Origin of the sequence: Citrobacter sp. Cpo069, from assembly GCF_030332785.1 — a bacterium.
Lineage (GTDB): Bacteria > Pseudomonadota > Gammaproteobacteria > Enterobacterales > Enterobacteriaceae > Citrobacter > Citrobacter portucalensis.
Window position 1 is genome coordinate 98,807 of sequence record NZ_JAOWHD010000051.1, and the last position, 12,701, is coordinate 111,507.

The following is a 12,701-nucleotide window of genomic DNA, read 5'->3' on the forward strand; positions in this document are numbered from 1 at the left end:
CCATACCAGACAACGCATTCCCACTTCCGGCCTGCTAAAAACTCAAGCCCCTTTCAACATATCAAACACCACGCGGGCAAATCCTTTCGCCAGTTCAGGGTTAGAGAGGTATTGCACCATCATCTCCTGCTGGGCGTCGTTGCTGTCCATCACGGCATCATCAATGGCTTTCGGGAAATCACCCAGCATCGCCTGTTCGCGCGTATTGTTCGCAATCTGGGTCATCACCGCCTGGTTTTCTGACAACTTGTCACGCACCGCGAAGGCATAATTGATCATGTCTTTATCGGTAAGATTATCGGTGACAAACAGCTCATTAAGGCGCGCCAGGATATTCGACAGAAACTCTTCTTTCTTATCCTTCGGCTTCGCGGTACCAACATCATTACCCGGTTTGATTTTGTATTCCGCCGCATCTTCCTGCAGCTTCAGATGCTGTTCGTGAAGCTTAGACAGGCGATAATGGCTCATCTCCACGTTGCTTAAATCAATCTCATCTTCTTCGATACGCTGTTCATGCAGCAACGGACGCAGATGGCGAGCAAACAGGCTCAGCTTTTCCAGGTTCTTGTCGTCGTAATCAACGATTTGCGACATAAACTCGTAAAAGCGGACAAAGCTGCCGAGATCTTTCTTGAAGATATCCAGCTTACTTTTTTCTTTCTCGCACTCTTTGAAGGTGTTTTCCGCATTGGTGATCAGCACAACATCGCCGGTCTTCTTGGTGCGTTCAAACATCTCTTTGGCCAGCACATATGCATCAATCGCCGAGGTGTAACGTTGCTTCCAGCGCTGTACCGCTGGCTTGCAAATATTGCTGATCGCCGCATTGGATTTGTTTTTGCTGAAGAACGCCTCGCAGAACTGCTCCACTTCGTTCCACAGGAAAATGCCGCTGGTACGCAGCTTTTCAAACAGTTCAAAGACGAGTTGCGGATCGCTGACGTCTGTCAGTTCCGCTGTCTGGTAGTACGGCTGGAAAGCACCCAAAATCTCGTCGGGTTCGTTGTAGAAATCGAGTACAAACGTGCCGGACTGCGCCTTCCCAGGATAGGTACGGTTCAGGCGCGACAGCGTCTGTACACACTCAACGCCGCCCAGCTTTTTATCCACATACATGGCACACAGCTTGGGCTGGTCAAAACCGGTCTGGAATTTGTTAGCCACCAGCATCACCTGGTAGTCGTCGGTATCAAACGCTTTGCGCATATCCCGGCCTTTCAGGCCAGGGTTCATATTGATCTCGGTGAACTTCTGGTTAAGCAGCGCAAGGCTGTTTGGGTCACTCTCAAAGAATTCCACTTCCCCGGAGAACGCCACCATCGCGCTGATCTTGTCGTATTTTTGCTCGGCGATGTATTTATCGAATGCCAGCTTATAGCGCACCGCCGCTTTACGCGAACTGGTCACCACCATCGCTTTCGCCTGGCCAGCCAGTAAGTGCATCACATGCTTGCGGAAGTGCTCAACAATTACCTTCACTTTCTGCGACACGTTATGATCGTGCAGCGAAACCCACTGGTTCAGTTTGATCCTGGCTTTTTTGCTGTCCACTTCCCGGTCAGGATCGTCCAGCTTTTGCAGCAGCTTGTACGCCACTTTGTAGTTGGTGTAGTTCTTCAGCACATCAAAAATAAAGCCTTCTTCGATGGCCTGACGCATTGAGTAAACGTGGAACGCTTCCGGCTTATTGGTTTTTGAAGCCGGTTCCTGCGGATTCGGACGACGGCCAAACAGCTCCAGCGTTTTGGCTTTCGGCGTGGCGGTAAAGGCGTAATAGTTGAGGTTGCTGCTGCCTTTACGCGCGGCGATGGTGGCATCCAGAATATCTTCGGAAGACATCTCCACGTCGTCGTCCGTTTCTTCGGTCATCAGCACTTCTTTCAGCTGACGCGCTGTAGATCCGCTCTGCGAGGAGTGCGCTTCATCGGCAATCACCGCGTATTTACGCTGCTTGAGGCTGACGCTGTTTTCAATCGCCTTCAGGACAAACGGGAAGGTCTGGATGGTGACGATAATAATCGGCTGCGAGTTTTCCAGCGCGCTGGCCAGCTTCTCCGATTTAGAGCCGTCGCCTTCTTTGTTATTGATACGCCCGACCACGCCATCCTGATGCTCAAACTGATAGATAGTGTCCTGCAGCTGATCGTCCAGCACGGTACGATCCGTTACCACAATCACCGAGTGGAACTGCTTTTCGCCATTCTCATCGTACAGGCGGGAAAGCTGATGGGCCGTCCAGGCGATAGAGTTCGATTTGCCCGACCCCGCACTGTGCTGAATCAGGTATTTATTACCGGTCCCTTCCAGCGTGGCGGCAGTGATCAGTTTGTTCACCACATCCCACTGGTGATAGCGCGGGAAAATCAGGCTCTCGCTTTTGTACTTCAGGCCAATGGCGTCTTCTTTTTCGACGATTTGCAGATGCACGAAGCTCGCGAGAATTTTCAGCAGATTGTCCGGCAGCAGCACCTCATTCCACAGGTAGCTGGTGGCGTAGTCGTTGGCATCTTCCGGGATGTCGTTCCCCGCGCCGCCGTCATGGGTCCCTTTGTTAAACGGCAGGAAGAAGGTTTTATCGCCATCGAGTTTGGTCGCCATAAACACTTCATACTGGCTGACAGCAAAGTGCACCAGCGCCCCGCGTTTAAAGGTCAGCAACGGCTCAGGTTTGTTGGTACCAGGGTCCTTTGGCAAACGCGTTTTCTTATATTGCGTAATGGCGTTTTGTACCGTCTGCTTAAATTCAGACTTCAGTTCTAGGGTCGCTATCGGCAGGCCATTGACGAACAGCACCAGATCGATACGCCACTTCTTCGCTTTTATACCCGTTTCTTCAAACGCGGCTTTCGACGCATGAGGGCTGTAAACCAGTTCCGGCACAATGCGGCAGATATTATGTTTGTAGCGCGTCAGGGTTTCCGGATTGAGGTTATGTTCCGGCTTAAACTGGCACAGGGAAAAACGTGCATTATGGCTTTTGATACCATGACGCAGCACGCCGAGCGTGCCGTAAGTGCGCGAAAGCATATCGGTAGCGTTGATATCCGCTTTTTTCAGCTGAGCCACCAGCGCATCAAGGAAATGACGCTCGGTATCGGTAGGATAAATTTTGGCAAACTTCTCCCACTCCTGCGGCTGTGTGGTCTGCACAAAGGTCAGCGCATCCTGGGAATACAGCGCACGTTCGCGATCGTAGCCGTCTGTTTTGCCACGAACCCAGCCTCGCTCGATCATCTGAGCAATCATTTCATACTGGAAAATCAGCTCTTTGGTGCTGTCCATGCTCATGCGGTAGCCTCCTCTGGCTCCTCAACATCCTGCGTTTCAGGGGCAACCCAATCGCGGACGTCGATTTTTCCGGTGACGGCGGCGGAGATGAGGGCGGTGCGGCGTTCCTGGAGAGACTCCATTAAAATTAATGAGTTATCCATCAGTGAATCAAATACTTCCATCTGTTTTGTAACTATTTCTATAATAGATTTTTGCTCAGATATTTCTGCCGGGCATGCCACAAGAATATCAGTAACATTACTATTGGAAAGGTTTGCTTGTTTAGTCCCTGATGGTAAAGAATATAGCTGATTTAAGTATGAATCAGACCATAGAATATAAAGCAGAAAGTCTCGGCAAAGTCTGGTTTCATCAGGGGTTATTTTCGCAACACGTTGATTCAACAAAAAAACATCATCTCGATCAACTTTTATAGCGAATCCATAATCACGCTTTCCTAATGTACCAGTGAGCGACATTAAAATATCATCTTTATAAATAGCAAAATCTCTAAATCTATCGAGTTCATTAACATCGAGAAATATAGGTTGTCGTTCAAGCTCAAGGTTATTTTGATAGAGATTACCAATCCTTAAAATTTGGATACCCTCATGAGTAAAAGAGTCACTGCTAAATGCAAAACCACCTTGAATAGAAGCGAAGTATTTTAATTTTGATACTTTCCAATGCGCTGGCACTTCTCCCAACCACTCAACACCAGAATCTTTCATCGGCACATCAGGGTTTAGCCCTTTGGTGACGGCATGGCTAATCACTGCCTGACGTTTTTCTTTCAACAGCTCAATCAGTTGCTGTTGTTTCTCGATCAGGTTGTCGATTTTTACGGTTTCGTGATCGAGGAAAGTTGCGATTATATTTTGTTCCTGAACTGAAGATATTGGCAGGCTGAGTGCACTAAACTGCTCATAGTTAATAGATTTACCATCTCTTAAGCTGTCTGTCGAAGATTGTAATGCTGCAATAAAAGGCGAGCATTTCAAAAGATAACGATAGTAGCTATAGCTTATAGGTTTGGAATTTTTCAGTACAGTATATGCAGGCGACACACAGCCAGTGTACTGGCTATATTCAATACCGCCCTCAAAACTACGTAAACTTATAACAAAATTATTAGCTTCTACATGTCTGAATGATTCCGTCCCTTTTAATGCAAGCATCACTTTTGAGTCATTTAGTTGCATCATTAAGGACTGGGGAATTACACCATACTTTTGGCTTGCAGCGAGCTGCTCATCATTTTTACATGCCGGTGTACGCACGCTTTGAAACATGCGTTTTGCAGATAGGATTTCCCAATGACTGGGAACTTCCCCCAACCACTCAACCCCAGAATCCTTATACTCAGGATACACCTTATACTTAGCCATCAGGAATGGACCTCCTGCAGCAGCTTCATAATCTCGGCGCTGACCGCATCCAGATCGGCATCAATCTCTTCTAACGAGCGCGGCGGCTGATAGACGTAGAAATGGCGGTTAAACGGAATCTCGTAACCGACAATCCCTACCTCGCCATCTTTCGCATCGCGCTTATCAGCGTTGATCCACGCGTCATCCACATGCGGCAGCACTTCTGCTTTGAAGTAGCTTTCAATCAGGTCGCTGGTGGAGACTGCCGGGTTCAGTGGCACGTTTTCGTTATCACGCAGCTCGCCGTCCTGCTCAAACTCGACCACTTTGCCTTTGTACTCAAACGCACCGTACAGCGGCTGAGCGGCTTCTTTCAGCACCTTCTTCACCACCGGCTCGGCATCCGGGTTTTTGGTGGTGATGGCATCGATAAACTGCTTGTTCTCTTTCGCATCCAGCTTCACGCCAGCCGTTTTGATGGCCCCTTTCAGGGTTAGCTGGAACTGGTTGAAGTCATTGCTCACCCGCGTTTTGCCACCCGCCTGCGTACCCAGAGCTGTCTGAATCTGCTGTGCCTTTTCCATTAACCCACGCTGTGCCAGCCACAGTTTGCTGTCGAGCAGGTCTTTAATTTGTTTCTCTTTCAGCTCTGCAAATTCGGCTTTGATGATGGCGCGCGCTTCTGCTTCCAGTTCAGAGAAATCACCATAGCTGTCCTCCTGCCATTGGGATGCGAACTCTTCATAGAGACGTTCCATCGGCGCGTTAAACGGCTTCGGCGCAAAGCGCAGAGTCGCAATCGCCTCATCCGTCACCTGAGCAGATAAACGCAGCGGGCGTTCAATGGTCAGGCGGCGATAGCCAAAGTCGGTGCTGTTAAAGATTTTGCTGGCAAAGGTTTTCGGCGCTTCGGTTTTGGCGGTGGCAGGCTGACGGCCACGGCTGGATTTTTGCTCGGCGGCTTTTTCCAGACCCAGTTCTTCCAGGGTTGTGGTATCCACTACTTCAAAATCACCAAAGGTCTGGGTGATCAGCTTGATATCGTCATCACCCATCAGGTTACGCTTGGAACCCAGCGATTTACGCATTTTGCCGCACAGCTTGGTGCCATCGATCAGCAGTACTTTGCCTTTACGCTCAGGCAATTTCTTGTTGGAGAGGATCCAGACGTAGGTGGCAATGCCGGTGTTGTAGAACATGTCCGTTGGCAGTGCGACAATGCCTTCCAGCAAATCGGCTTCCAGAATGTAGCGTCGAATTTCACTCTCACCGCTGCCCGCACCACCGGTAAACAGTGGCGAGCCGTTAAGGATAATCCCGATACGCCCACCGTTGCTCACGGTGCCATCCACATTGTGGCTGTCGCGCATTTTGCTGATCAGGTGCATCAGGAACAGCAGCGAGCCGTCGGATACACGCGGCAGGCCAGGGCCAAAGCGACCGTTAAAGCCTTTCTGCGTATGTTCGTCGTTAATCTCGCCCTCAATCTTTTTCCAGTCCACGCCAAACGGTGGGTTAGAGAGCATGTAGTCGAACTGATCCAGCGGCAGCTGGTCGTTAGAGAGGGTGTTACCCAGCTTTATGCGGCTGACGTCTTGGCCTTTGATCAGCATGTCGGCTTTACAGATAGCGTAGGATTCCGGGTTCAGCTCCTGGCCAAAGGCACGCATCACCGCGTTAGGGTTCAATTCGTGCACATATTCCATGCCCGAAGAGAGGAAGCCGCCGGTCCCGGCCGTTGGGTCATAAATGGTGCGGATGATACCATCCTGCGTCAGCGCTTCATCATCTTCCATAAACACCAGCGAGGTGGTCAGACGCACGATATCGCGTGGGGTGAAGTGTTCACCGGCTGTCTCGTTGGAGCTTTCCGCAAAACGACGGATAAGCTCTTCAAACACCAGGCCCATCTCATAGTTGGAAATCGCTTTCGGGCTGAGATCGGTGGTGGCGAATTTCTTAACCACTTTAAACAGGAGGTTGGCATCTTCCAGCAGGCCGACAAACTCGCTGAATTTAAAATGCTCGAAGATTTCACGCGCATCGAGCGAGAACGACTGGACGTAATTCTCTAGGTTGGCTTTGATGTCGTTCTGCCCCATCTTGCCCAGATCCATCTTCGAAGTATTGAAGAAGGAAAGCCCGCTGGCGCGCAGCAGAAACTTCTCTTTGGCGTCTTCCGGCAGTGAGCTGGTTTTTAATTCATCGTATTTCGCCACCACCGCATCTTTGGTCTCCGCCAACACACACTCAAGACGGCGCAGCAGCGTAAAGGGCAGGATCACACGCCCGTACTGAGACTGTTTGAAATCACCGCGCAGCAGATCGGCCACCGACCAGATAAACGCAGCCGTTTGAGAAAAGTTAGTGTTAGTCATGAGCGATACCCGAAAAAATGGCATAAAAAAGTGGCAGGATTATACCCCATCAGGCATAAGATGCTTTGACTTATAGCGCATCAGTTTGAAACACAATGGTGAATCAATCCTTATGTTTACAAATATTATCAGCCCCCCCAAAGAAACTTTAAGCATATCGATAAAGCTACCTGCAAGTTCATTGAGGAGAACAACCTGTCAGGTGAGGATATACTGTTATTCTTGTACCCGGTTTCTTCGAAACCAGTCATCTTCTCCCGAGACTTCTCACTCCCCGAAAGTAGGCATCGGTGTAGACAAATAAGGTTGGAAGAACTTAACGCTCTCTGGGAGCAAACTAGGAAAGTGGAAGCAAGTACTGAGCGCGAACCAGAGAAGAAAGCAGTGTTCTTTACCGAGAAAAATATAGGGCTCATTATCCAAGGCGTTTTTACGTTAGCTGGCATTGGCTTAAAAGGCCATATTGATCTTAAGAAACAAGGACCTGTTAGTAGAAAGTAAATTGAGCGACAACTTAAACGCAACCAAATACTGGCGAAGAACGTCGGCCTCGCCAGCAAATCCAGAGATCCGATTTAAGCCTCTATCTCTGCCCAAACAGGTTAACGACATTGTTTTCCTGCTGTTGCTGGTGGTTATTCACCCGAGACTCCCAGATCTCGAGTGCCTTACGCTTTTCAACCAGGTAATCGTAACGATCGTAGTGTTTAGAACTCACATCCTGTAGAGCATGGTTCTGAATGCGGTCACGCAGGTCTTTAGCAATACCCGCTTCGCCCATCAGGGTCTTACAGGTACGACGAATATCACGCGCAATAAAAGATGGGCTCAACGCAAAGTGTTGCCGGTAATAAATGATGGCTTGTGCAAAGCTGTCTGTGCGTAGATGCTGTTCCGGTTTAATACGCTGCGGGAAGATGTAAGGACTCTGATTATGATTCTCAGCTTTCAACTTTTCGAGTATCTCAATGGCTGACTCAGTCAAAGGCACCAGATGATCCCTTTTATTTTTCGACACATCCGCCACTATCAATAACGTTTTTTCTTCCCAGTTAACGGCATCCCAACGGCTGGAAACCAGTTCATGAGGCCGCTGGCCACCCGTATAGACACACAAGTTAAGCAATTGGCTGATTAACGGGCCGACCTTTGGTGCTTTAGGAAAATCCCCCATCAGTTGCTGCAACTCATCCAGCTTCAGCCAGTTTGTCCCTGCCTTCTCCGCTGCAGATTGTTTGGGTATGACACTTACTGGATTCATTTGAAGCCCAAACATCACGTTCTGCTGGTGGTTTGCCGGATCGTTGTCAGCCTTCAACCCATAATTGAATGCAGCCATCAGATAAGAGCGAACACGATTTGCTTCAACTGATGCGCCACGTTTAATAATGGTGGCCAGAATTTGTTTGATATGAGCGGGTGTAACGTCGCGCGCTTTCGTCGCTTTAGGTATAAATGGATAGGTTTCTTTTTCCAGCCGGTACAAAACCTGTTGCCAGGTGCGTTTACCGTCTTCACGCATTTTGGTGGTGTAACCCAAAATGAGTTGCTCAATGCTGCCTTTGAGCTGGTCTTCGCGCTGTTGTTGTTCAGCAGTAAAGAGTTGTTCTGCGATTTCAGCTTTAGGAGCTTTTCCTTCTTTAAGAAGGCCTGCATGCTCTTTGCATTGCTGCCTTGCCTGAGCGAGTGACAACTCCGGGAAACGGCCAAGCAGAATGAATTGCCGTTTTCCTTGCCAAAAATAACGATAGTAAAATACTCGCTGACCCGATGGCTCAACTTTCACCCCTAATCGCCCTGCCCCACGCTCACCGCTTTTATCCCATTCATAATAAGCAGTAGTTTTCGGCTTCAAGCCACTAATCATCGAGACAGTTAAATTATCAGCCATAGTATTTTTCAGTCCTTTGTTCGTTACGTCACCCAGCCTGATTCTGGGTGACGTAGTGGGTGACGTAAGGATGATACTGAAGGTAAAACCACAGAACAACCTGAAACAACAACCAGCAAATAATAGATTGTTATTTATGAAATTTAATCTAATGTGAAAAAAGATGCAAAATCATGAAACATGGTTTTCATATGACTCATAATCGCTTGGTCGCTGGTTCAAGTCCAGCAGGGGCCACCAAATCTTAAGGACTTGCGAGAAATTGCAGGTCCTTTTTTTATGGGTATTCCGTAGAAATTGGCATGTAGCAAAAAAGAGTTTGTCCTGGAAAAATCAATACTTGCTTGCATCAATATGTTGAATGAGTACACGGAAGAACATGGCTGGCGGGGGCTAAAGCTATTTACGCGATACACCTGTTCAGAAAACAGCATGTTAATGGCAACCCCATCTGGACGCCGCCATCCTGGGATGGAAACGTCCGTTAGAGTTTAATTCGATAGTCAGCTCACACTAGCTCTTTGAGCTGCTCCTGCATATAGGTTGAAAAATACTCTGGGTTCTTGATAAGGATGCGGTTACCGGAGGCGACTTTTTCTGCCCATCCGGCCACTTTTTTCGTGAACTCGGGATTCCATCCCTCTTGCTCACCCCGTGCCATCACAACTTCCGGACTTGCTGGCACACCTAAGTCATGCAAATACTTTAAGATTCCCTTAGCGGTACTTTCATCCATTGAATGTGGTACTGACGCCGAAGTGTTCATACCACCAATAAAATCCAATGCTTTCTCAATTGCTGTTGGCATGCTCTTATCCTTAAAATTAACCACGTGAGAGACACATTTATACTATGTACCCAACTCCGCCGGGATATCAAAGAGAACATCGCCTTTATTTGACTTACCCCGCAGCTAAACGCTTGCGCGGCTGTTTTCTGCGCTATTTTTTTGCTTCTCCGGCTAAAACCAGTCCTGTTGCCACCGCATTACGCGGCCCTTCGGTACCTCGAATATTGCCCTGCCCGGCGACAACGCCGTAATGCGCCAGCGCATCGGTGATCATCTGCGGGATTTCAAAATCCAGCGAAGAACCGCCTACCAGCACCACGAACGTCATATCGCGAATAGAGCCACCGGGTGACACCTGGCGTAACGCGCGAAGGCAGTTGGTCACAAAAACCTTCTCTTTAGCCTGTCGGCGCACCAGACGGATTTTTTCCAGCGAAATCTGGTTATCTACCGGGATCAGCTCGCCCTCTTTCAAGTACACCACTTTGGCGAATACTGACGGACTGAGCGGTTCGCGGAAAAACTCCACCGCGCCGTTCTCATGGCGAATGCTGAACAGGCTCTCCACTTTTGCCAGCGGGTATTTTTTTATTTCCTCCGCCAGAAATGCATCACTTAAGCCCAGCTCAGTTTGAATCAACAGGCTGACCATATTCCCCGCGCCGGCCAGATGTACCGCTTTCACTACGCCGTCGCTATTGATGACGGCGGCATCGGTAGATCCTGCGCCTAAGTCGAGGATCGCCAGCGGTGCGGCGCATCCGGGCGTAGTTAACGCCCCCGCCACGGCCATGTTGGCCTCCACGCCGCCAACTTCAACCGGCGTGTTTAACCGGGCGCTCAGCTCACTGGCGATGGCCTGCATCTGTAAGCGATCGGCTTTCACCATCGCCGCAATGCCCACGGCGTTCTCCATTGAACACTCTCCGGCAATGCCGCCCTGCACCTTGCGCGGAATAAATGTATCGACCGCCAACAGATCCTGAATATGCACCGTGTTCATGTCATGATCGGTCAGCGAAGCCATCACCTTTCGCACCCGTTCCAGCATGCCGCCTGCGTGCGTGCCTGCTTCACCGCGAATATCGCACACGGGCGCACAGGCGCTCATCGCCTGCATAATGGCCTGCGCGCCTTGCGCTACGTCGGCTTCACTACTGCGCTTTTCGCCACGGATAACGATCTTGCCTGCCGGGATAATCCTTGAGCGCACATCACCCTGCGGGGTTTTCAGCACCACGGCGGAACGGTTGCCAATCAGCGCTCTGGCGATGGGGACGATAGTTTGCGTTTCCTCAGGGGTCAGGGCAAAGAAGGTCGCGATACCGTAAGGATTCGACAACACCCGCACCACCTGTCCCGGGGCCGCCACTTCCACCGCCGCCAGCACGCCTTCCGGCACCTTCTCCAGCAGAGTGACTTCATCAACCACCGGTATTGGCCGATGCAGGCGATTATTCACCAGCACGCCATCATCTTTTTTCAGGATGGCCGCCACCACGTTGACGCCGCGATCCAGCGCTTCATTGATAAACCAAACCGCCTCAAGGAAATCCATCTCCTCACCCACCAACGGTATCCAGTCCTGGGCAAATCGATCCTCGCTCAACGCCGCCAACTTCTCCACGGCGATGGTGGTTCCCATGCCCACGCCAACGCCGCCGGGCGTTTGCGGGTTATGACCAATCATCGTTGATTCGGTAATGATGGTTTCAGTGATGGTTTCCATCGCCACATCGCCAATCACCGGTGCGGCCTCGTTGATGCAGATTTTTGCCACGTCCTGCAGCGACCACGGCGTTTTATCCAGCGCCTGCTGCAGGGACGCGACCACCCCGGCGATATTCTCCCGCATGCCTTTCATCCCGGTCGTGGCGACAATCCCGCTGGCGATAAACCGGCCATCCTGCGCCAACGCCACTTCGGTGGTGGCGTTGCCGATATCGATCCCTGCAATTAACGGCATGCTGCCTCCGTCACTGACTGCCTTTACGCAGTTTATTTCTCTGCTGGTATACCTCTGCCGATTCGCGGACAAACCCGGCGTTCACCCTGGCGTGCCAGGTGTGCTCCAGTTCATCGGCAATGGCCTGCAACTCGGCGAACGAAGAACGAAACGGCCGTAGCGCGTTGTAGATCTCCAGAATGCGGGCATCCGGGATCGCAATCAGTTCTGCCGCACGACGAAAATTGCGCGCCACGGCATGACGCTGCATCTGCTCGGCAATCTGCGCCTGGTACTCCAGCGTTTGCTGAGAAATACGCACATCCTGCGGTCCTACGTGGCCCGCCAGCACATTCTCAAGGGTAATGTCGGTTAGCGGCTTGCCGCCAGGCGTCCGGATTTTCTCCGGGCAGCGGGTGGCTAATGGGTAATCCTGCGCGGTCATGGTGTTGTCGTTCATGGTCATTCCCTTACCAGTGCAATATGCAACGTGACAGGCGCAGCATCCTGCACCACGTGTTTGGTTTCTTTGATATGAAACAGCGCGGCCTTGGCCATAAATTTAGGGCGCACCATCTGGTCATTGACCACTGGCACCGGCGAAGGCGACTCTTTGCGTGCATATCGCGCGGCGTTTTTACCAATCTGACGATAGGTTTCCAGCGTCAGCAGCGGAGCCTGAGAAAACAGTTCCAGGTTACTTAGCGGCAGCAGATCGCGCTGATGAATCACCGTGGTTCCTTTCGACTGGATACCAATCCCAATGCCTGAGCCGCTGAGATTTGCCGCATCCCATGCCATAAAAGAAACATCCGAGGTGCGCAGGATCCTCACTACTCGCGCATGCAGTCCCTCTTCTTCGATGCCTGCAACCAGCTCTTTCAAAATCGCGTTGTGCGGCATATCAATCAAGGTTTTATGCTGATACTTATCAAAGGCCGGGCCGACGCCAATCACCACCTCATCTACGCGTTCGTCCGCTGTAGCCGCCTCGCCTTCGCTTACCTGCAAGGTGAAAACCGGCTTACGTTCAGTTGTGCATTCCACGGTGTAC

8 protein-coding genes are annotated in these 12,701 nt (G+C 50.5%); all 8 read right to left on the bottom strand.

Going from position 1 to position 12,701, the window contains the following annotated elements; translation table 11 throughout:
- Nucleotides 1-42: 42 nt before the first annotated feature.
- Nucleotides 43-3,291 (bottom strand): type I restriction endonuclease subunit R, encoded by a 3,249-nt coding sequence (locus OGY08_RS13285; RefSeq protein WP_234692394.1) that lies wholly within the window; start codon nt 3,289-3,291, stop codon nt 43-45.
- Nucleotides 3,288-4,661 (bottom strand): restriction endonuclease subunit S, encoded by a 1,374-nt coding sequence (locus tag OGY08_RS13290; protein ID WP_234692395.1) that lies wholly within the window; start codon nt 4,659-4,661, stop codon nt 3,288-3,290. The genes OGY08_RS13285 and OGY08_RS13290 overlap by 4 nt, the downstream gene beginning before the upstream one ends.
- Nucleotides 4,661-7,021, bottom strand: coding sequence for a type I restriction-modification system subunit M (locus OGY08_RS13295; RefSeq protein ID WP_234692396.1), 2,361 nt, complete (start codon nt 7,019-7,021; stop codon nt 4,661-4,663). Before OGY08_RS13295 ends, OGY08_RS13290 begins: the two co-directional genes overlap by 1 nt.
- Before the next feature lie 583 nt (nt 7,022-7,604).
- Nucleotides 7,605-8,912, bottom strand: coding sequence for a tyrosine-type recombinase/integrase (locus OGY08_RS13300; protein WP_234692397.1), 1,308 nt, complete (start codon nt 8,910-8,912; stop codon nt 7,605-7,607).
- Nucleotides 8,913-9,420: 508 nt separating this feature from the next.
- Nucleotides 9,421-9,744 carry a DUF1889 family protein gene (locus OGY08_RS13305; protein ID WP_001573898.1) on the bottom strand — a complete coding sequence of 108 codons (324 nt, stop codon included), beginning with the start codon at nt 9,742-9,744 and terminating at the stop codon, nt 9,421-9,423.
- Between the two features lie 109 nt (nt 9,745-9,853).
- Nucleotides 9,854-11,668, bottom strand: a complete 1,815-nt coding sequence (locus OGY08_RS13310) for a diol dehydratase reactivase subunit alpha (RefSeq protein WP_219013512.1) — start codon at nt 11,666-11,668, stop codon at nt 9,854-9,856.
- A 10-nt stretch (nt 11,669-11,678) separates the two neighbouring features.
- Nucleotides 11,679-12,107: a diol dehydratase small subunit gene (locus tag OGY08_RS13315; protein WP_128317111.1), complete on the bottom strand. Its 429-nt coding sequence runs from the start codon at nt 12,105-12,107 to the stop codon at nt 11,679-11,681.
- A 2-nt stretch (nt 12,108-12,109) separates the two neighbouring features.
- On the bottom strand, nt 12,110-12,694 hold the full coding sequence (locus OGY08_RS13320) for a propanediol/glycerol family dehydratase medium subunit (RefSeq protein WP_071445934.1): 585 nt from the start codon (nt 12,692-12,694) through the stop codon (nt 12,110-12,112).
- Between the last annotated feature and the right edge of the window lie 7 nt (nt 12,695-12,701).